General features: G+C 71.1%; 21 protein-coding genes. 16 read left to right on the top strand and 5 right to left on the bottom strand.

The window, feature by feature from the left end:
* Positions 1–29 precede the first annotated feature (29 nt).
* The 3 genes from metK to RPX00_RS27265 all read left to right on the top strand — a co-directional run bounded on the left by metK (position 30) and on the right by RPX00_RS27265 (position 4351).
* Positions 30–1232, top strand: coding sequence for a methionine adenosyltransferase (metK, locus tag RPX00_RS27255; RefSeq protein ID WP_406629571.1), 1203 nt, complete (start codon positions 30–32; stop codon positions 1230–1232).
* 132 nt (positions 1233–1364) lie between these two features.
* Complete coding sequence (locus RPX00_RS27260) at positions 1365–3443, top strand: primosomal protein N' (protein WP_406643107.1); 2079 nt, start codon at positions 1365–1367, stop codon at positions 3441–3443.
* Between the two features lie 362 nt (positions 3444–3805).
* Entirely contained in the window at positions 3806–4351 is a 546-nt protein-coding gene (locus RPX00_RS27265) for a GNAT family N-acetyltransferase (RefSeq protein ID WP_406629573.1), read from the top strand.
* A 217-nt stretch (positions 4352–4568) separates the two neighbouring features.
* Here RPX00_RS27265 and RPX00_RS27270 read toward each other — a convergent pair whose 3' ends face one another.
* A complete protein-coding gene (locus RPX00_RS27270; RefSeq protein WP_406629575.1) occupies positions 4569–5171 on the bottom strand; it encodes a hypothetical protein in 603 nt (200 codons plus the stop codon).
* Positions 5172–5269: 98 nt separating this feature from the next.
* On the opposite strand from RPX00_RS27270, the gene RPX00_RS27275 reads away from it, so the two are divergent.
* Entirely contained in the window at positions 5270–5761 is a 492-nt protein-coding gene (locus RPX00_RS27275; protein ID WP_406629576.1) for a hypothetical protein, read from the top strand.
* Here the strand turns inward: RPX00_RS27275 and RPX00_RS27280 are convergent.
* The gene (locus RPX00_RS27280) at positions 5697–6764 is read right to left on the bottom strand and encodes a helix-turn-helix domain-containing protein (protein WP_406629577.1); all 1068 of its coding nucleotides are present in this window, start codon (positions 6762–6764) and stop codon (positions 5697–5699) included. The genes RPX00_RS27275 and RPX00_RS27280 overlap by 65 nt on opposite strands.
* A gap of 253 nt (positions 6765–7017) precedes the next feature.
* On the opposite strand from RPX00_RS27280, the gene RPX00_RS27285 reads away from it, so the two are divergent.
* The 4 genes from RPX00_RS27285 to RPX00_RS27300 all read left to right on the top strand — a co-directional run bounded on the left by RPX00_RS27285 (position 7018) and on the right by RPX00_RS27300 (position 8969).
* Complete coding sequence (locus RPX00_RS27285; RefSeq protein ID WP_406629579.1) at positions 7018–7638, top strand: hypothetical protein; 621 nt, start codon at positions 7018–7020, stop codon at positions 7636–7638.
* A gap of 34 nt (positions 7639–7672) precedes the next feature.
* Positions 7673–8335, top strand: coding sequence for a Crp/Fnr family transcriptional regulator (locus RPX00_RS27290; RefSeq protein WP_406629581.1), 663 nt, complete (start codon positions 7673–7675; stop codon positions 8333–8335).
* A gap of 71 nt (positions 8336–8406) precedes the next feature.
* Entirely contained in the window at positions 8407–8739 is a 333-nt protein-coding gene (locus RPX00_RS27295; protein ID WP_406629583.1) for a hypothetical protein, read from the top strand.
* Positions 8736–8969 (top strand): hypothetical protein, encoded by a 234-nt coding sequence (locus RPX00_RS27300; RefSeq protein ID WP_406629584.1) that lies wholly within the window; start codon positions 8736–8738, stop codon positions 8967–8969. The genes RPX00_RS27295 and RPX00_RS27300 overlap by 4 nt, the downstream gene beginning before the upstream one ends.
* 416 nt (positions 8970–9385) lie before the next feature.
* On the opposite strand, the gene RPX00_RS27305 is transcribed toward RPX00_RS27300, so the two are convergent.
* Positions 9386–9844 carry a GatB/YqeY domain-containing protein gene (locus RPX00_RS27305; RefSeq protein WP_406629586.1) on the bottom strand — a complete coding sequence of 153 codons (459 nt, stop codon included), beginning with the start codon at positions 9842–9844 and terminating at the stop codon, positions 9386–9388.
* A 124-nt stretch (positions 9845–9968) separates the two neighbouring features.
* On the opposite strand from RPX00_RS27305, the gene fmt reads away from it, so the two are divergent.
* The 3 genes from fmt to RPX00_RS27320 are packed head-to-tail and all read left to right on the top strand — an operon-like array spanning position 9969 to position 12819.
* Positions 9969–10895, top strand: a complete 927-nt coding sequence (gene fmt, locus RPX00_RS27310; protein ID WP_406629587.1) for a methionyl-tRNA formyltransferase — start codon at positions 9969–9971, stop codon at positions 10893–10895.
* The gene (locus RPX00_RS27315) at positions 10892–12316 is read left to right on the top strand and encodes an RsmB/NOP family class I SAM-dependent RNA methyltransferase (protein WP_406629589.1); all 1425 of its coding nucleotides are present in this window, start codon (positions 10892–10894) and stop codon (positions 12314–12316) included. Before fmt ends, RPX00_RS27315 begins: the two co-directional genes overlap by 4 nt.
* On the top strand, positions 12313–12819 hold the full coding sequence (locus RPX00_RS27320) for a flavoprotein (RefSeq protein ID WP_406629591.1): 507 nt from the start codon (positions 12313–12315) through the stop codon (positions 12817–12819). The genes RPX00_RS27315 and RPX00_RS27320 overlap by 4 nt, the downstream gene beginning before the upstream one ends.
* A 133-nt stretch (positions 12820–12952) precedes the next feature.
* On the opposite strand, the gene phoA is transcribed toward RPX00_RS27320, so the two are convergent.
* Positions 12953–14356, bottom strand: coding sequence for an alkaline phosphatase (gene phoA, locus RPX00_RS27325; protein WP_406629593.1), 1404 nt, complete (start codon positions 14354–14356; stop codon positions 12953–12955).
* Positions 14357–14524: 168 nt separating this feature from the next.
* On the opposite strand from phoA, the gene rpe reads away from it, so the two are divergent.
* The 5 genes from rpe to RPX00_RS27350 all read left to right on the top strand — a co-directional run bounded on the left by rpe (position 14525) and on the right by RPX00_RS27350 (position 18219).
* Positions 14525–15208 carry a ribulose-phosphate 3-epimerase gene (rpe, locus tag RPX00_RS27330; RefSeq protein WP_406629595.1) on the top strand — a complete coding sequence of 228 codons (684 nt, stop codon included), beginning with the start codon at positions 14525–14527 and terminating at the stop codon, positions 15206–15208.
* Between the two features lie 85 nt (positions 15209–15293).
* Positions 15294–15899, top strand: coding sequence for a riboflavin synthase (locus RPX00_RS27335; RefSeq protein WP_406629597.1), 606 nt, complete (start codon positions 15294–15296; stop codon positions 15897–15899).
* A gap of 33 nt (positions 15900–15932) precedes the next feature.
* Positions 15933–17264: a bifunctional 3,4-dihydroxy-2-butanone-4-phosphate synthase/GTP cyclohydrolase II gene (locus RPX00_RS27340; RefSeq protein WP_406629599.1), complete on the top strand. Its 1332-nt coding sequence runs from the start codon at positions 15933–15935 to the stop codon at positions 17262–17264.
* A complete protein-coding gene (gene ribH, locus RPX00_RS27345; protein ID WP_370938750.1) occupies positions 17261–17767 on the top strand; it encodes a 6,7-dimethyl-8-ribityllumazine synthase in 507 nt (168 codons plus the stop codon). Before RPX00_RS27340 ends, ribH begins: the two co-directional genes overlap by 4 nt.
* A gap of 5 nt (positions 17768–17772) precedes the next feature.
* Positions 17773–18219 carry a PH domain-containing protein gene (locus RPX00_RS27350; RefSeq protein ID WP_406629601.1) on the top strand — a complete coding sequence of 149 codons (447 nt, stop codon included), beginning with the start codon at positions 17773–17775 and terminating at the stop codon, positions 18217–18219.
* A 6-nt stretch (positions 18220–18225) separates the two neighbouring features.
* Here RPX00_RS27350 and RPX00_RS27355 read toward each other — a convergent pair whose 3' ends face one another.
* Entirely contained in the window at positions 18226–19011 is a 786-nt protein-coding gene (locus RPX00_RS27355; RefSeq protein ID WP_406629603.1) for an exodeoxyribonuclease III, read from the bottom strand.
* Positions 19012–19074: the final 63 nt, after the last annotated feature.

Genomic DNA, 19074 nt, shown 5'->3' on the forward strand with positions numbered 1-19074 from the left:
ATTGCTGAGGCGAGGGAAGTGACGAGGTCGTGTCTGCGTCCACGAAAAGGCTGTTCACGTCGGAATCCGTGACAGAGGGCCACCCCGACAAGATCTGTGACGCCATCAGCGACTCGATCCTCGACGGCCTGCTGAGCAAGGACCCGCGCAGCCGGGTCGCCGTCGAGACCCTGATCACCACGGGACAGGTGCACGTCGCGGGCGAGGTGACCACCGAGGCGTACGCGGACATCCCCACCATCGTGCGGGACGTCATCCTGCGCATCGGCTACGACTCGTCGGCCAAGGGCTTCGACGGCAACTCCTGCGGCGTGAACGTCGCGATCGGGTCGCAGTCCCCGGACATCGCCCAGGGCGTCGACACGGCGTACGAGTCGCGGGTGGAGTCGGACGAGGACGAGATCAACCGCCAGGGCGCGGGCGACCAGGGCCTCATGTTCGGCTACGCCTGCTCGGACACGCCCGAGCTGATGCCGCTGCCGATCGCGCTGGCGCACCGGCTCTCGCGGCGGCTGACCGCGGTCCGCAAGGACGGCGTGCTGCCGTACCTGCGCCCGGACGGCAAGACCCAGGTCACCATCGAGTACGCGGGCGAGCAGCCGGTGCGGCTCGACACCGTCGTCGTGTCCACCCAGCACGCGGACGGGATCGACCTGGAGCAGATGCTCGGGGTCGACGTGAAGAAGCACGTGGTGGAGCCGGAGCTGTCCGAGCTGGGCCTCGACACCGACGGCACCCGCCTGCTGGTCAACCCCACCGGCCGCTTCGTGATCGGCGGCCCGATGGGCGACGCCGGGCTCACCGGCCGCAAGATCATCGTCGACACCTACGGCGGCATGGCCCGCCACGGCGGCGGCGCGTTCTCCGGCAAGGACCCGTCCAAGGTGGACCGCTCGGCCGCGTACGCGATGCGCTGGGTGGCCAAGAACGTGGTCGCCGCTGGCCTGGCCGGGCGGGTCGAGGTGCAGGTGGCGTACGCGATCGGCAAGGCGGCCCCGGTGGGCCTGTTCGTGGAGACGTTCGGCACCGAGACGGTCGACCCGAGCAAGATCCAGTCGGCCATCAACGAGGTCTTCGACCTGCGCCCGGCCGCGATCATCCGCGACCTGGACCTGCTGCGCCCGATCTACGCCCCGACCGCGGCGTACGGCCACTTCGGCCGCCCGGACCTGAACCTGCCGTGGGAAAGCACCGCCCGCGCCGAGGCGCTGCGCTCGCTCGCCGGCGCCTGATCCGCTGACCGGTCCGTGAAGGGCTCCTTGCGGGACTCAGCTTCCCGCAAGGAGCCCTTCACGGCCTTCGGCGGCAGGAGTGTCGGGGGCGTCTGGTAGAGATCTTCTGGTGAGCAGCTCCGAACCCGCCCCCTGTGGGACCTGCCGGAGCCTTCGCGCTCCGCACCGGAGCCGAAGGCCGCACCGGCGAAGAAGACCTCGTCCGCCAAGTCACGCTCCCGGAAGGGCCAGCAGCAGCCCGCGCCCGAACTGCCGGTGGCGAAGATCGCCGTCGACATCCCGCTCGCGCACCTGGATCGCACCTTCGACTACCAGGTGCCGGAGAAGCTGCACGAAACCGCGGTTCCCGGCTGCCGGGTGCGGGTGCGCTTCGCCGGGCAGCTCGTCGACGGCTATCTCATCGAGCGCACGGACACGACCGAGTACGAGCGGAAACTCGCGTACCTGGAACGGGTCACGTCGAGCGAACCCGTGCTGCCGCCCGCTTTGCACGCGGTCTGCCGATCGGTGGCCGACCGCTACGCTGGCACGCTGTCCGACGTGCTGCGGCTGGCCTTGCCGCCCCGGCACGCGAAGGTCGAAGGCGAACCGCCCGCCGAACCTGCTCCCGCCCCGGCCGCGCCGGATGTGTCCGCTTGGTCCCGCTACCAACGCGGCGAAGCGTTTCTGGAAGCCGTCGCGGAGGGCCGTCCAGCCAACGCAGTCTGGCAAGCGCTCCCCGGCGAGGACTGGCCGCGCCGGCTCGCTGAAGCTGCGGCCACCGCGGCGTCCCAGGGGCGCGGCGCGGTGCTGGTAGTGCCGGACCATCGCGACCTCACCCGGGTGCACGAGGCGTGTATCGAGCTGGTGGGGGAGCAGGGCGTCGCGGCGCTGATCGCCGGTCTGGGCCCGGCGGAACGGTACCGGCGCTGGCTTTCGGTGCTGCGCGGCGCGGTCCGCGTGGTGGTCGGCACGCGCGCGGCGATGTTCGCGCCGGTCGCCGATCCGGGCTTGTTCGTGGTGTGGGACGACGGCGACGACCTGCACCTGGATCCGCACGCGCCGTACCCGCACGTGCGGGATGTGCTGATGGATCGGGCGCACGCCACGAAATCCGCGTTCGTCGTCGGCGGGTTCGCCCGGACCGCCGAAGCTCAGCTCCTGGTGGAATCCGGCTGGGCGCAACAGATCCAGGCCGGTCGCGCGGAGCTGCGCGCCGCCGCCCCGCGGGTGACCCCGGTCGGCGAAGACTTCGATGTCGCCCGCGACGAAGCCGCGCGCGTCGCCCGCCTGCCCGCCGTGGCTTTCGAGGCGGCCCGCCAAGCCTTCGCCGCCGGATTGCCCGCTTTGGTCCAGGTTCCGCGCCGGGGTTACGTCCCCGGATTGTCCTGCGGCCACTGCCGGACGCCCGCGCACTGCCGTCGCTGCGCCGGCCCGCTCGCGTTGCCCGGCGGTTCGGTCGACGGCGCCCCGCGTCCGCCCGCCTGCCGGTGGTGCGGCGTTCCGGAGACCGCTTTCCGTTGCCCCGCTTGCGGTTCCGTGCGGCTGCGGGCAGTGGTGGTCGGCGCGAAACGGACTGCTGAGGAGCTGGGCCGGGCTTTCCCCGGGGTGCCCGTCCGGACCTCCGGCGCCGCCGAGGTCTTGGCGACGGTGCCCGGACGCCCGGCGCTGGTGGTCTGCACGCCAGGCGCGGAACCGGTCGCCGAAGGCGGGTACGGCGCGGCGCTGCTGCTGGACGGCTGGGCGCTGCTCGGGCGTCAGGATCTCCGTGCCGCGGAAGAAACTCTCCGCCGCTGGATGGCCGCTGGCGCACTGGTCCGCCCCGCGTCGACCGGCGGCCGGGTGGTGGTCGGCGCGGAGGCCGGGCTGTCGGTGGTGCAGGCGCTGGTGCGCTGGGATCCGGGTTGGCATGCCAGCCAGGAGTTGGAGCAACGGCGGGAACTGGGCTTCCCGCCCGCGATGCGGATGGCGAGCGTCGAAGGAAGCCCGGCCGCGGTGGCGAGCGTGCTGGACGACCTCCCGCTGCCCGAGTCCGGCGAGGTGCTGGGCCCGGTCCCGCTGGGCGATTTCGACGCCGAGGGCAATGCGGAACGGGAGCGAGCCCTGGTCCGCGTGGCCCGCCCGGACGGCCGCGCACTGGCGACGGTGGTGCGGGACGCGGTGGCCCGCCGGGACGCCCGGAAGGCGGTCGAGCCGGTGCGGGTGCAGCTGGATCCGCTGGACCTGATTTAAGGGGCCGGGCGTGCCGCTCACCGGGATCCCCGAATCGCCAGCTGCGCAACTGGATCCGCTGAACCACATCGAGAAAACCGCTCAATCCAACGCCAAACCCGATCTCCGAGGCGGTTTTCCGCACTACTGCGCGGTTTCCGTTTAAACCGGTTCGTCCCGGGGTGTATTGGGGACGTGGGAACCGTGGGCGGGGCGCGGTGGCGCAGGGTGGCCGGTTGCTCCGTTCGCAGGACCAGGGTGCGCCGTCTGCGGTCTTCGCGCCTACGCCGCGCACACTTACTCTTGAGGCCGGGCGGCCATGATCAGGACCCGGCCCCGGCCGGTCTCCCGCTCGCGTGCCTGGTGGACAGGAGTCGGCATTGATGGGCGAGGTCTCGATCCGGCCAGCGGAACAGGCGGACCTCGCGGTGCTCGCGGCGGTTCTCGGCGACCGGGGGTTCTTCGAGGACCGGTACACCCGGCAGGCGAAGGGCCTCGGCGTCCTGTTCACCGCGTGGTGCTCCGTGCTGCCCGTCGGGGCCGTGTACCTCTGGCTCGAAGACGCCGAGGAGCCGCCGATCCGCGGGCATCTGCCCGGAGTTCCGCTGCTGAACCACCTGGAAGTGGCTCCGGACGCGCGCAACCGCGGCATCGGCGCGGCTCTCGTGCGTGCGGCGGAGAACTACCTGGTCGGCCACGGGCATGCGCTCGGCGCGCTCGCGGTCCGCACAGACAACACCCGCGCCGCTCGCCTGTACGGCCGTCTCGGTTACCGGGACTGGGGCCACGGCACGGTTGTCTGCTACGCGGAGCGCGTTTCGCCGGACGGGCGCACGGTTTCCGAGGCCGAGCGGTGCCACGTGCTGGTGAAGGGGCTGCGGGACGGCCGTCCGGCGCCGGTGGCCAGCCGGACGTGCGGGGAGCGGTGAGGGGTCAGGACTTGTGCACGATCTCCGAGATCCCGAGCGTGCGGAACGCGTCGTCCGGGTAGCCGGCCGAACCGTGCCGCGCGGGCAGGTGCCGGATGCACAGGTCCGGCGGGATCGGCAGGTTCCGAGGCCGAGCGGTGCCACGTGCTGGTGAAGGGGCTGCGGGACGGCCGTCCGGCGCCGGTGGCCAGCCGGACGTGCGGGGAGCGGTGAGGGGTCAGGACTTGTGCACGATCTCCGAGACTCCGAGCGTGCGGAACGCGTCGTCCGGATACCCGGCCGAACCGTGCCGTGCGCGCAGCGACAGCAGGTGCGTCTCCCAGGTGTCGCGGTCCCGCTGCCACGCGCGCAGGTACCGGATGCACAGGTCCGGCGTGATCAGCAGGTTGCGGCCGAGCGCGGCCTTCAGCGCCGCGACCATCCGGTCCTCGTACGCGCCGGTCAGGTACGGCGCGTCCTGCACCTGGCGCAGCGTCGTGCGGATGAACGCGCGGCGGCTCTCCAGGAAGTCCGCCCAGTGTTCGGTGGTCGCGTCGGCGATGCCGAGCCCGTTGTCCAGCAGGCAGTAGATGCCCTCGGCGAGCGTGTCGCCCAGTTCCTCCGAGCGGGCGCGCCCGGTGTTGCGAAAGGGGTCGTAGTCGTGCTGGGACGCGGCGCCGGTGACCGCGGTGGCGCGCAGGCCGGTGCCGCTGAGGAGAAAAACCAGTCCTCGTTGTAGATGTCCGGGAAGAACGAGGAGAACGCGTCGCGCCCGACCGCCAGCGCGCCGCCGCCGACGAAGGTGTCCTGCTGCCCGCCGGACTCGCGGTAGGCGTGGCACACCACGGAGTTGTCCGGCATGCCGGTGTTGGCGAGGCCGACGGCCGCGTACTCGCCGAGCAGGCCCGCCGCCGCGCGCAGGTCGCCCGGCTTCGACACATGGATGTCGTCGTCGAGGAACAGGACCCGCTGCCAGCCGGCGAGGTCGGCGACGAGCACGCCGAGGTTGCGCTTGAAGCTCGTGTCGGCGCGGCGCAGCAGGCGTTTCGCCTGCAGCAGCTTGCTCGTCGCGAAGGGCGGGACAGCTCCGAGACCGGCGGCTTCGTCGGTGTCGATCGCGCGGGCCCGCACCCCGGCGCGCTTCGCGGCGAGCACCGCGTCGCTCGCCCGCGCGTTCTTGCTGCACAGCAGCAGGAGCGTGGCGTCGACCTCGCGGGCCGCGCGGAAGGCGTCCTTGAGATAGGGGCGGGCCGGCCGTTGGGCACGACGATCGCGTCGAGCGGGGCCTGCGGCGCGTCCTCGGCGGCGACGGGATGCAGCAGCCGCTGGTGCGTCGTGTGCTGCGCCGGCGCTGCGACGGTCGCGGTCATGGGAGGCTCGATTCTGGCCACTCGTGCAGCCGGTTCTCTTGCAGGGTCCAGTCAGGGGTGAGCCCTTGGTTGTCGAAGACCGGGACCCGGCTGATGATGCTGAAGGAGTCCGCGCCCGCGAAACGCCGGTCGAGGTAGGCCTGGTTGCGGTCGCGGAAACGGCGGTCGGTCAGTGCTCGTACGGCCCCGAGGGTGCCGCGGCCGTACATCCCGTTGCACACGGTCACGGTGCGCTTGCGGTTGAGCGGGCTGACGCCGTGGTAGAAGTGGGCGACGTCTTCGATCAGTGTGCCGCCCCGCAGTTTGGCGCTGAACATCCGGGTCGACCCGTCCGGGTCGGTGACCACGAAGCCGCTTTCCAGCTGTTCCTCGTCGCCCTTGCGGCTGATCTGGCGGACCGGCGCGTCGACCCGGTCGAGCAGCGCGCGGGTCTGCGGGTTCCAGTCCACGCCGCCGAGCAGCACTAGGTGCGCGGTGTACTCGTCGGCCGAGAGCGTCGTGTTCTGGTCGGTGGTCCGGAAAGTGACGTCGCTCGCCGGGTTGCACGCGCGGATGTGGCCGTACAGCTCGATCAGCGCGTCCGGGTCGGCGTAGGTGTAGAGGTTCACGTAGTCCGGGCTGGACGGGTCGGTGTAGGCGATGCGGTACTTCTCCGGCAGCTGCGCGCAGACGATGACGATGTCCTGGTTCGGCGGGAAGTGCCACAGGCTGGACGGCGCGAAGACCGGCTGCGCGGGCAGATCGTCGAGGTCGCCGCGCAGTGCCTGCAGCTCCGCGAGCAGCTCCTTGCGCACGGTGTGCTCGTCGTCGGTCAGCTCGTCGACGCCGAGCAGGTGGAGCTTGCGGCCCTGCACGGAACGGCGGGTGGCGAAGAACGTCGCGTACGCCTCGAGCCGCGGCGGCGGCGGGGTCACCGGCTTCGCCACGTTCTCCCACGACGACAGCAGCCCGGTGCTCACGCCGAACGCCTCGGCGAGCTGCTTCTGGGTCAGCACCACGTCGGACCAGCTCTCCTTGCGCAGGGTACGCAGGCGGGCGGCGAGCGCGGGGTTGGGCTGAGACACGACTTCAGACCCTTCAGTGAAGTTCAGTCAGGCGTGAATGGCGGGATTCTACACCCGGGGAGCCGGGGTGGCCGGACAGACCGGGGTTTGCGTGTTGCCGGGCGGGCAGGGGTTGCCAATCGCGGACTGGGCCCGCACCTGAACGAAAGATGTCGTGTGCGCGACACCATTGTTTCAGTCCGAGCCCGCCCCTATAGTAGCTACTGTGAAAGTCTACTAGATTTCAGTAGCTTCCTGAAATAGGGGGGCGGTCATGGACACCTCAGCAGTACAGGCACCAGTACACCGAGCCATCGTGGTGGTCGACATCGAAGGGTCGACCACGCGCACGAACCCGGCTCGGGCCGGGCTCCGTTCGGTCCTGTTCGACCTGCTCGACGAGGCGTTCCGGGCCGGTGGCATCACCGAGCAGTTCCGGGACCCGTTCGTGGACCGCGGCGACGGCGCGCTGTGCCTGATCCGCCCGGTCGACGAGGTCCCGAAGACGGTGCTGCTCGCCCGCGTGGTGCCCGCGCTGGCCGAGCTGCTCGCCCGGCACGGCGACCAGGACCCCGACCTCGCCTTCCGGCTGCGCGTCTCGGTGCACGCCGGCGAGGTGCACTACGACGCGCACGGGCCCTACGGCGAGGACATCGACATCGCCTGCCGGCTCCTCGACGCCACTGATCTGAGACGCAGGCTGCGCAGCTCCTCGGGGCCGCTCGCGCTCGTCGTCTCGAACGCCATCCACCGTTCGGTCGTCCGGCACGGCTACGCCGGGATCGACCGCAGCGCTTTCGCGCACGCCTTCCACGTCCGCGTCGGCGGGCAGCGGACCCGGGGCTGGGTCCGCACCACCGACGCCGTCCGGCCGGGAGCGGGACTGATCGCCTGACGGGTCCGGCCGACGAGGAGGAGGGTGGACCGCCGTGGAGACGATCGGGTTCTGGCCCGCGCTGGGCGCCGCGGACCGGGCGAAGCTCGAAGAGCTGTCCGTCCGCAAGGCCTATCGGCGCGGGGACGTGCTCTGCCGGGAAGGCGACCGGGCCGCGGTGGTGCTGCTCCTGCTGACCGGCCACGTCCGGATCACCAAGGCGACGCCGGACGGGCGCGAGGTCGTGATCGGCGTCCGCGGCGAGGGGGACGTGATCGGCGAACTGGCCGTGATCGACGGCGGGCGGAGGTCGGCGACGGTGCAAGCGCTCGACGAACTGGACGTCCTGGTCGTGCCCGCCGCGCGGTTCGTCGCGCTGTGCCGGCGCGAGGTGGCGATCTCCTGGGCGCTGCTGCAAGTGCTGGCCGACCGGATGCGCGACGTCGGGCGCCAGTGGCTCGATCTCGGCGGCGGGACGATGACCCGCCGGGTGGCCGCGCAGCTGATGCAGCTGGCGGTCCAGCACGGCGTGCGGCGCGGTGCGGATATCGAAGTCTCGGTGCCCGGAACGCAAGCAGAACTCGCTATGACAGCAGCGATTTCGCGGGAATCGTGGGCCCGGGTGACCCGGGAACTGCGCCGCCAGGGGGTGATCAGCACCGGGCGCGGCCAGGTGACCATCCACCGGCTCGGCGAACTGCGGCGGCTCGCCCGCTGAACGTGTCAGCAGACACAGATTTCCCGGCCCCGCCGGGGTTTTCTGGAAGCACACCACCGAGGGAGGCAGTCATGGAACCGTTTCTTCCCGCTCCTCAGCCGGTTCGCTGGCGACGGGGGGTGTATGCGGCGGCGCTGGTCGTGCCGTTCACCGTTGCCCAGGTGTGGGCGCTGCTGGTGCTGTTGAGCTTCGAATCGTTCCATGGGCCTGCCGCTCAGGCGTTCCTGGTGATCCTCGCCGGTTCGCTCTTCGCGACGGTCGCGGGCTGGCGCTGGGTGTGGCAGCTGGGTTCGGAGCGCAAGCGCGTGCAGGCTCGCGAGGAACTGCGCCGGCGGGCGTACGAGAACATGCGCGAATTCGGGCGCGAGGACCTTCGCGAACCGCGGATACAGGTGCGGATATGACCACCGTGCTGGCCGCCGCGGAGGGCAGTGCGCAGGGCGGCGTGCCAGCGGGGGTGCTCGTGCTGGCGTTGGTGGCGTTGATCGCGGTTGTCCGGGTGTTGCGCTGGGTTGCTGGGCTGGCGGTGCGGTTGGCTTCGTCGGTCGCGGCGGTGTCCGGGTTGGTTGTCGGGGCCTGCGGGGTCGGGGGATTGGCGACTCTCACGGCGGTGGCGATGGCGGCCTCGAAATGAGGGCGGGGATGGTCGGAGTGGTTGGCGGGCAAGGGGGGTTGGCTACCCGGGAGGGGTGAGGTGCGGGCCGCGGTTTCGTACGGGCCGTGGTTGCGTGGGGCACCCCGAAGCCCGATTGTGCTGACGGACGGCGGGTGTTTGTCAAGGCGGGAAAGATGCCTTGACAAACACCCGCCGTCCGCAGGGAGGCTTCGTATCGGGGTGCGGGGGAGGGGCTGGGCGCCTCGTTCGGTGGGTGCATCGGGCGGGGTTCGAGGCGGGGGGTGGGATGGGGGGCTGTGAAGGACTCCTTGCGGGAATCTGGTTCCCGCAAGGAGTCCTTCACGGACAGCGGCGGGGGTGCGTGCGGGTCGTGAGGGGAACCCTGGGGGAATCTGCGTCTGTGAAGGTGGCCCTCGCGGATGTCTGGTGCGGGGTCATCCGGCGGAGAGCTGGCGTTTCACCTCTGCGGCTACGCGGGAGCCTTCGGCGCGGCCCGCGATCTTCGGCTGTACTGCCTTCATCACCGCGCCCATCCCGGCCATTCCTGACGCGCCGGTTTCCGTCACTGCCTCAGTGACCAGGGTGCGCAGTTCGTCGTCCGACAGCTGGGCGGGCAGGTAGGCGGTGAGGACTTCCGCTTCGGCTCGTTCGCGGTCCGCCGAGTCCGCGCGGCCTGCCTTCTCGAAAGCCTCGGCGGCATCGCGGCGTTTCTTCACTTCGCGGGTGATGATCTTCAGCACCTCGTCGTCGGACAGTTCGCGGGCCGCGTCGCCCGCGGTTTCCTCGTAGCCGATCGCCGAGAGGGTCAGCCGCAGGGTTGCCGAGCGGAGCTGGTCCCTTGCCTTGATCGCGGTCGTCAGGTCGTCGTGCAGGGTCGCCTTCAGCGTGGTCATGGACCCGATCCTGGCGCCCGTCGCGGCGGGCTGCCCGCGCCGCGCCGCCGGGAGGGGGTCTTCTAGACTCGCTTCCGATGTCCGACCAGCCTGAAATCCCCTTTTCCGTTCCGGAGGTGCGGTGATGCGTCTCGTTTTCGCCGGCACGCCGGAGCCCGCCGTTCCGTCGTTGCGCGCGTTGATCGAGTCCGGGCGGCACGAGGTCGTCGCGGTCGTCACCCGGCCCGACGCCCAGGCCGGGCGCGGCCGCAAGGTGCTGCGGTCCCCGGTCGGGACCCTCGCCGACGAGCACGGCATCGAGGTGCTCACGCCCGCGCGCGCCGGGGATCCGGCGTTTCTCGCCCGGTTGCGCGAGCTGGCCCCGGACGTCTGCCCGGTCGTCGCGTACGGGGCGCTGCTGCCGCAGTCCGCGCTCGACATTCCCGCGCACGGCTGGGTGAACCTGCACTTCTCGCTGCTGCCCGCGTGGCGTGGCGCGGCCCCGGTGCAGGCCGCGATCCGGGCCGGGGACGAGATGACCGGCGCGTCCACCTTCCGGATCGTGAAGGAACTCGACGCGGGCCCGGTGTTCGGCGTGGTGACCGAGACGATCGGCCCGGACGACACCGCGGGCGCGCTGCTCGGCAGGCTCGCCGAGTCCGGCGCGCACCTGCTGAAGTCCACCGTGGACGGCATCGAGGACGGCACGCTGCGCGCGGTCGAGCAGCCGGGCGAGGGCATGAGCTACGCGCCGAAGGTGACTGTCGAGGACGCGCGGGTGTCGTTCGCCGACCCGGCGTCGGCGGTCGACCGGCAGATCCGCTCGGTGACGCCGGATCCCGGCGCGTGGGCGGAGTTCCGCGGCGAGCGGTTCAAGCTGGGGCCGGTCACCGTGCTCGACGAGCCCGGTCCGCGGCCGGGGGAGCTGGTGGTCGAGCGCAAGCGCGTGCTCGTGGGCACGGCGACGAAACCGGTGCGGCTGGGCGAGGTCCAGGCGGCCGGGAAGAAACGGATGGCGGCCACCGACTGGGCGCGCGGCACGAGGATCGACGAAGGGGAGCGCCTGCGGTGAACGAGCGCGGAGAACGGCGGCCGTCACGGCCGCAGCGGGGCCGTCCGGCTCCGCGCAAACAGGGGCCGAAGCGGCCGCCGGAGATCGATCCGGCCCGCCAGGTCGCGTTCGACGTGCTGCGTGCCGTGCGCGAGAAGGACGCGTACGCCAACCTCGTCCTCCCGCAGCTGCTGCGGGAACGCCGGGTGGGCGGCCGCGACGCCGCGCTGGCCACCGAGCTGACCTACGGCGCCGCCCGCGCGCAGGGCCTGCTCGACGCGGTGATCGCCGCGTGCGCCGACCGGCCGATCGAGAAGACCGACCCGGTGGTGCTCGACGCGCTGCGGCTCGGCGTGTACCAGCTGCTGCGCACCCGCATCCCGGAGCACGCCGCCGTCGGGTCCACTGTGGACCTCGTCCGCGCGGAAGCCGGTTCGTGGGCAACGGGATTCGCGAACGCCATCCTGCGCACGGTGTCCACAAAGGACGAAGCGCAGTGGCTGGACGAGCTGACGCCGGACGAGGCGACCGACCCGATCGGCGCGTACGCGCTCCGCACCGCGCACCCGCGCTGGGTGGCCCGCTCGTTCGCGGAAGCGCTGGGGGACAAGGGTGCCGAGCTGAAGGCCGCCCTCGAAGCGGACGACGCCCGCCCCGAGGTGCACCTGGTGGCCCGCCCCGGCGAGATCAGCGCCGACGAACTGGCCGCGATCACCGGCGGCGACCCCGCGCCGTACTCGCCCTACGGCGTCCACCTGCCCGCGGGCGCGGGAGACCCGGCCGACGCGGAACCGATCCGCGAACGCCTTGCCGCGGTGCAGGACGAAGGCAGCCAGCTGTGCGCCATCGCCGTCACCAAGGCTCCGCTGGAGGGCTCCGACGAACGCTGGCTGGACCTGTGCGCGGGCCCCGGCGGCAAAGCGGCGCTGCTCGGCGCGCTGGCCAAGATCAGCGGCGCACGCGTGGACGCCGTGGAGAAAGCCCCGCACCGGGCCCGCCTGATCGAGAACGCCACCGAGGGCCTGCCGGTCACGGTGCACGTCGCCGACGGCCGCGAAACCGGCCTCGAACCGGGCTACGACCGGATCCTGGTCGACGCCCCGTGCAGCGGCCTTGGCGCACTGCGCCGCCGCCCCGAGGCCCGGTGGCGCCGCAAGCCGTCGGACGTCGCGGACCTCACCAAACTGCAGGGCGAACTGCTGATGGCGGCGCTCGATCTGGTGCGCCCCGGCGGCATCGTCACGTACGTCGTCTGCTCGCCGCATCTGGCCGAAACCGAAGGCGTGGTAGGGGAAACCGCTCGCCGCACCAAGTCCGAGATCCTGGACGCGCGCGAGTTCTTCCCCGACGTCCCGCAGCTCGGCGACGGCCCGTACGTCCAGCTGTGGCCCCACCGACACGGCACCGACGCGATGTTCTGCGCGGTGCTGCGCAAACCGTGACCGACCTGGGTTTGGTCGCCAGCTCGTGCGGAGGACTGGACACCCGGTTCACCGACGAGCTGGCGAAGCCGGCGGTCGCCCGGGGCTGGCGGCTGGCGATCACCCTGACCCCGACCGCGTGGGGCTGGCTGAAGGCGACCGGCGGCCTGGGCGAACTCGAAGCCACGACGGATCTTCCGGTACGCAGCACGTCCCGCCTGCCCGGCGAACCACGCCCGCACCCCGACCCGAAGGTGTTCCTTTTCGCCCCCGCGTCGGCGAACTCGGTGGCAAAACTGGCACTGGGCATCGCCGACAACCAAGCCCTCACGTTGCTAGGCGATGTCCTTGGCACCCCAGGCATCACCATCGTCGTGGCCTACCAGATCCAGCCGACCCGAGCCCACCACCCAGCCTGGCAACGCCACCTGGACGCCCTGACCGAAGCAGGCGTCCGACTACACCGCCTAGACCCACGACGCCCGTGGTCAGAACCCCTAGACCTACTCCCCTCGCCCGCATAACCAGCGAGGCACCCAGCCCTTCCCCCGCACCCCGATACGAAGCCTCCCTGCGGTTCGGGGGTGGTTGTCAAGGCATCTTTCCCGCCTTGACAAGCACCCCCGAACCGTCAGCACAATTGGGCTTCGGGGTGCCCTACCGGAGCTTCAACGCCCTCTTCACCGTCCCGAACAAATCAGTCTGATTAGTCAGCCCCACCACATTCGCCGCCTGCGGCCCATAAGCCGCAATCCGAACCTGCGTCCCCGTGTGCTCCATCGAAGACCCAGGCAGCGCAGTCCCGTAGTTGAGGGTCATGTTCGCCCCCTCATTAGTGATCAACGTGGCAGTCTGCCCAGGCGTCTTAGCGTCATTGGACACAATCTGACTCGTGTGCCCATGATCCGCCGTCACCACAACCAACGTGTCAGTGTGGCTACGCGCATAAGCAAGCCCAGCCGCCACCGCAGCATCGAAGTCGATCGTCTCCCCAATCTGCCCACACGGATCAGCCGCGTGGTCCTGCTTGTCGATCGAAGCCCCCTCGACCTGCAGGAAGAACCCCTTGTTGCTACGCCGATCCTCCAGCAACTGCAACGCCTTCTGCGTCTGCGCCACCAGCTTCGGCTGCGTCTTCGGCAGCGCCGGATTCGGCGTGCAGCGGGTCGGCGCAGTACCACCCTGCGTCGCCTTCGGACCAGTCCAGTTCACCGGCATGTTGCCCGACGCGAACAAGCCGAGCAGCGGCTTGCCGGGACGCGCCTTGGCGAGGTCGTCGGCGGTGTTCACCACGGCGTACCCGGCGGCCTTGGCCTGCTCCAGCACCGGCTTGCCCTTGAACTGCCCGGCGGTCGCCTTCTGGTCGAAGTACTTCGCACCGCCGCCCAGGAGCACGTCCGGGCGGGTCTGCACGAGCTGCTCGGAGATCGAGCCCGCGCCGCCGTTCTCCTTGGCGTTCTGCGCGCACTTCTTGGTCGTCTCGTCCGGGCCCTTGCAGTCGCGGTCGACGACGTGCGCGCCGAGCACGGCCGGGGTCGCGTCCTGGACCTCGGCGGTCGTCACGTCGCCGGTGCGCAGGCCGCTGCGCTTGGCGAGTTCGAGCAGCGTCGGGACCGGGTTGCCGTAGGCGTCCACGGAAATCGCGCCGTTGTAGGTCTTCGTGCCGGTCGCCCAGCCGGTGCCCGACGCCGCGGAGTCGGTGACGTAGTCCGGCTTCGCCGGGTTGCCCTTCTCGACCGCGTACGTGGTGTAGTCGCCGGTCAGCGGGAATTCGTCCATCGCGAGCCGGCCGGCCGCGCCGCGCTCGTAGTTGCGCGCCGAGGTGATCTCGGACTGGCCCATGCCGTCGCCGATGAACAGGATCACGTTGCGCGCGTGCCCGCCCTGGATCGCCTGGCGGACCTCCTGCGTGCGGTCGCCCTCGCCGGCCGAAGCGGCGCGGGCGCCCTGGTCGTCCTGGTTGCCCTGCGCCGCGATCGCGACTGGGGCGGCCGCGACCAGCGCGACGCCCAAAGCGCCCGCGGCCAGCCATTTGCGGCGGCCTGCCAAGACCGTTCTCATGATTCTCCTCGAGGTGCTTCTCGTCCGGAACTTCCGGTTGTGACCCATTAGTGCTCGCCGATATGTTCGAAGCGGAGAATCCGGGTGAGCGCCCGGTGTCCGGCAGGCGAACTCCGGTGGGTTACAGCCGGTGGACCGGGCGGAACCCGGCCCTCTTACACTCGGGCCGTGGCTTCACCTCTCATCGCACCCAGCATCCTGTCCGCCGATTTCGCCAGGCTCGGCGAGGAGATCGCGGCCGTCGCGCACCCCGGCGACACCCGCGCCGACTGGGTGCACGTGGACGTCATGGACGCGCACTTCGTGCCCAATCTGACCCTCGGCCTCCCGGTGGTCCAGTCGATTCTCAAGTCGACCGACCTCCCGATCGACTGCCACCTCATGATCGACGACCCGGACCGCTGGGCGATCGGCTACGCCGAGGCGGGCGCGTACAACGTCACGGTGCACGTCGAGGCCGCCGCGGACCCGGTCAAGCTGGCGAAGAACCTGCGCGCCGCCGGCGCGAAAGCCGGTCTGTCGATCAAGCCGGGCACGCCGCTGGAACCGCACCTGGAAACGCTCAAGCACTACGACACGCTGCTCGTGATGTCGGTCGAACCGGGCTTCGGCGGGCAGTCGTTCATCGCCGACGTGCTGGAGAAGGTGCGCACCGCGCGCCGGCTGGTCGACACCGGGCACCTCAAGCTGGTCGTCGAGATCGACGGCGGGATCAACGCCGACACCATCGAACAGGCCGCCGAAGCGGGCGTCGACTGCTTCGTCGCGGGCTCGGCCGTCTACGGGGCCGAGGACCCGGGCCGCGCCGTCGCCGCCCTGCGCGAGCAGGCCGCCCGTCTTCGCGTCAGCTGACCCTTCCGGCCCGGGAAGCTCCCGGGCCCGCGCGGGTGTTGGATGGAGGGGTCACCGACGGCGGTGGCCCGGCGAGGAGGCAGCAGTGTTCACGGGAATTGTCGAAGAGGTCGGCGAGGTCACCGCGGTCGAGCAGCTCACGGACGCGGCTCGGCTCACCGTGCGCGGCCCCCTGGTCACCTCGGACGCGGGCCACGGCGATTCGATCGCGGTCAGCGGCGTCTGCCTGACCGTCGTCACGGTGTCCGGCGGCGAGTTCACCGTCGATGTGGTGAACGAAACACTCCAGCGTTCGAGTCTCGCGAAGGTGGCCGTCGGCGACGCGGTGAACCTCGAACGCGCGACCCCGGCGGGCGGGCGCCTCGGCGGTCACATCATGCAGGGCCACGTGGACGGCACCGGAGCGTTCGTCTCCCGCGACGAGCGCGGCGTGACGACGTTCTCCCTGCCCCCGGCCTTGTCGCGGTACGTCGTGGAGAAGGGCTCGATCGCCGTGGACGGCGTTTCGCTCACCGTCGCGAGCGTCTCCGAGGACCGTTTTTCGGTCGCGCTGATCCCCACCACGCTGGAGGTGACGACCCTCGGCAGGCGGGAAGCGGGCGACCTCGTGAACCTCGAAGTGGACGTCGTAGCGAAGTACGTGGAGAAGCTCACTGCGCCACACGTGGCGGCGAACGCGCACAATGTGTGACATCCACCTGGCGGCAGGAGCAAAGGAGCACCCGTGAGCGAGACGAAGGCGGCCGAGCCGCAGACGGGATTGAGCCCGTGCGGAGCAAGTGCGGCGGTCGACGTGGACGCCATCGAGGCCGCGATCGCGGACATCGCCGCCGGGCGTGCGGTGGTCGTCGTCGACGACGAGGACCGCGAGAACGAGGGTGACCTCATCTTCGCCGCCGAGAAGGCGACGCCGGAGCTGCTCGCGTTCATGGTGCGCTACACCTCGGGCTACATCTGCGTGCCGTTGACCGAGAGCGAGGCGGACCGGCTGGACCTGCCGCCGATGTTCCACACGAACCAGGACGCCCGCGGCACCGCGTACAGCGTGACCGTGGACGCGGCCGAGGGCATCAGCACCGGCATCTCGGCCGTGGACCGGGCGCGCACCATCCGGCTGCTGGCCGACCCCGAAGCCACCGCGAAGGACTTCCGCCGCCCCGGGCACGTGGTGCCGCTGCGCGCCAAGGAGGGCGGCGTGCTGCGCCGTCCCGGCCACACCGAGGCGGCGATCGACCTGGCCCGGCTGGCCGGGCTGCACCCGGCGGGGGTGCTCTGCGAGATCGTTTCGCAGAAGGACGAGGGCGACATGGCCCGCCGCGACGAGCTGGAAGTGTTCGCCGCCGACCACGACCTCAAGATGATCTCCATCGCGGACCTGATCGCGTACCGGCGGCGCACCGAGAAGCAGGTCGAACGGGTCGCCGAGGCGCGGATCCCGCTGGCCGCGGGCACGTTCCGCGCGGTCGGGTACGACAGCCTGCTCGACGGGATCGAGCACGTCGCCTTCGTGTACGGCGAGATCGGCGACGGCGAGGACATCCTGGTCCGGGTCCACTCCGAATGCCTCACCGGCGACGTGTTCGGCTCGCTGCGCTGCGACTGCGGCCCGCAGCTGGACGCCGCGCTGCAGAAGGTGGCCGACGAGGGCCGCGGGGTCGTGCTCTACATCCGCGGGCACGAGGGCCGCGGCATCGGCCTGCTGCACAAGCTGCAGGCCTACCAGCTGCAGGACGACGGCGCGGACACGGTCGACGCGAACCTCGCGCTGGGCGTGCCCGCCGACGCGCGCGACTACGGCACCGGCGCGCAGATCCTGTGCGACCTCGGCGTCCGCTCGATGCGGCTGCTCACGAACAACCCGGCGAAGCGGGTCGGCCTCGAGGGCTACGGCCTGCGCGTCACCGGCCGGGTCGCGCTGCCGATCTCGCCGAACCCGGAGAACCTGCGGTACCTGCGCACCAAGCGCGACCGGATGGGGCACGACCTCAGCCAGCTCGAGCACTACGACCAGGTCGGAGCGTCCGACCAGGGCACCGAGGAGGACACCACGCGATGAGCGGCGAGGGGCGGCCGGAAGCCGCGCTCGACCTGCGCGACTGCAAGTCCCTGCGACTGGCGGTCGTCGCGACGCGGTGGAACGCGAAGATCACCGACGTGCTGCTGGAGCGCGCGCTCGCCGCGGCGAAGGACGCGGGCCTGGAGGAAGAGCCCACGGTCATCCGCGTGGCGGGCGCGGTGGAGCTTCCGGTAGCGGCGCAGGCGCTGGCGCGCAACCACGACGCGGTCGTCGCGCTGGGCGTCGTCATCCGCGGCGGCACCCCGCACTTCGAGTACGTGTGCGACGCGGTCACCGCCGGTCTCACCCGGGTCGCGCTCGACGAGAGCACGCCGGTCGGCAACGGCGTGCTGACCTGCGACACCGAACAGCAGGCGCTGGACCGTTCCGGCATGCCCGGTTCCGTGGAGGACAAAGGCTACGAGGCGGCCGTGGCGGCGCTCGACACCGCACACGTGCTGCGCGGCCTGGACAAACCGTGGACCGAGCGGGGATTCGTGTGAGCGTGATGACCGAGCAGCAGACCGCCCTGGTGATCCGGCCGCGCCGGGCGCTCGTCATGTGCAGCGTGCTGGCGGTGGCGCTGCTCGCGGCGTTCGTGGTGGTGGCGGTCCTGCTGCGCAGCTCGAACACCGGCGTGGTGTTCGAGGCGTCGGACCAGATCGCGATGATCGGCATCGGCGTCGCGCTGTCGGCGGGCACGATGCTGTTCGGCAACGCCCGCGTCCGCGCGGACGCCACCGGCATCGAGGTCCGCAACGTCCTGGCGCGCCGGGTGTTCACGTGGGACCAGGTGCTGTCGATCAGCTTCCCGGACGGCGCGTCGTGGGCCCGGCTGGAACTGCCGGACGACGAGTACTTCTCGGTGATGGCCGTGCAGGCCGTGGACCGGGAGCGCGCGGTGGCCGCGGTGCGCGCGCTGCGGAAGCTGCACCGGGCCGCCACCGAGGGCTGAGTTCTCTTACAGCTCCAGGTCCACGACGATCGGCGCGTGGTCCGACGGTCCTTTGCCCTTGCGGGCTTCGCGGTCCACGTAAGAATCGGTGACCGCCTTGGCGAACGCCTCGTTCGCGTAGACGAGGTCGATGCGCATTCCCTTGTTGTTGGGGAAGTTCCCGCCGCGGTAGTCCCAGTACGTGAACGGGTGGTCGTACTTCAGCGGGCGCGGGAAGACGTCGGACAGCCCCGCGTCGCGCAGCTTCTTCAGCGCGGCCCGTTCGGGTTCGGTGACGTGCGTGGATCCGGCGAAAACCGAGATGTCCCAGACGTCTTCGTCGGTGGGAGCGACGTTGAAGTCGCCGAGCACCGCGAACGGGCGCGCGTGCGCCAGTTCTTCGCCGACCAGGTCGCCGAGCTTCTCGAACCACTCGAGTTTGTAGGCGTAGTGCGGGTTTTCCGGTTCGCGCCCGTTCGGCACGTACACCGACCAGATGCGGATCCCGCCGCACGTGGCCCCGATCGCGCGCGCCTCGGCCTGCCCGTCGAAACCCGGTTCGCCCGGCAGCCCGCGCACGACGTCGCCGAGCCCGATCTTGGAGAGGATCGCGACGCCGTTCCACCGCCCCAGCCCGTACGCGGCGACCTCGTACCCGCGCGCGGTGATCTCCTCGGCGGGGAAGGCTTCGGTGGTGTTCTTGAGTTCCTGCAGGCAGAGCACGTCCGGCGCGGTCCGGTCGAGCCAGTCGAGCACGCGGGGCAGCCGGGGAACGATGGAGTTCACGTTCCAGGTGGCGACGCGGACGGTCATGGCTGCGCTCCCTGATCGCTCGGCGGGTCGGAGTGGCCAGGCTACGGCAGGACGGCGCCGGCT

This window comes from Amycolatopsis sp. WGS_07 (assembly GCF_045278895.1).
Lineage (GTDB): Bacteria > Actinomycetota > Actinomycetes > Mycobacteriales > Pseudonocardiaceae > Amycolatopsis.

Coding starts and splice junctions, on each gene's coding strand:
- RPX00_RS27265 (WP_406629573.1), top strand. CDS start 3,806: ATGGGCGAGGTCTCGATCCGGCCAGCGGAACAGGCGGACCTCGCGGTG.
- RPX00_RS27275 (WP_406629576.1), top strand. CDS start 5,270: ATGGATGTCGTCGTCGAGGAACAGGACCCGCTGCCAGCCGGCGAGGTC.
- RPX00_RS27285 (WP_406629579.1), top strand. CDS start 7,018: ATGGACACCTCAGCAGTACAGGCACCAGTACACCGAGCCATCGTGGTG.
- RPX00_RS27295 (WP_406629583.1), top strand. CDS start 8,407: ATGGAACCGTTTCTTCCCGCTCCTCAGCCGGTTCGCTGGCGACGGGGG.
- RPX00_RS27300 (WP_406629584.1), top strand. CDS start 8,736: ATGACCACCGTGCTGGCCGCCGCGGAGGGCAGTGCGCAGGGCGGCGTG.
- RPX00_RS27305 (WP_406629586.1), bottom strand. CDS start 9,844: ATGACCACGCTGAAGGCGACCCTGCACGACGACCTGACGACCGCGATC.
- fmt (WP_406629587.1), top strand. CDS start 9,969: ATGCGTCTCGTTTTCGCCGGCACGCCGGAGCCCGCCGTTCCGTCGTTG.
- phoA (WP_406629593.1), bottom strand. CDS start 14,356: ATGAGAACGGTCTTGGCAGGCCGCCGCAAATGGCTGGCCGCGGGCGCT.
- ribH (WP_370938750.1), top strand. CDS start 17,261: ATGAGCGGCGAGGGGCGGCCGGAAGCCGCGCTCGACCTGCGCGACTGC.
- RPX00_RS27350 (WP_406629601.1), top strand. CDS start 17,773: ATGACCGAGCAGCAGACCGCCCTGGTGATCCGGCCGCGCCGGGCGCTC.
- RPX00_RS27355 (WP_406629603.1), bottom strand. CDS start 19,011: ATGACCGTCCGCGTCGCCACCTGGAACGTGAACTCCATCGTTCCCCGG.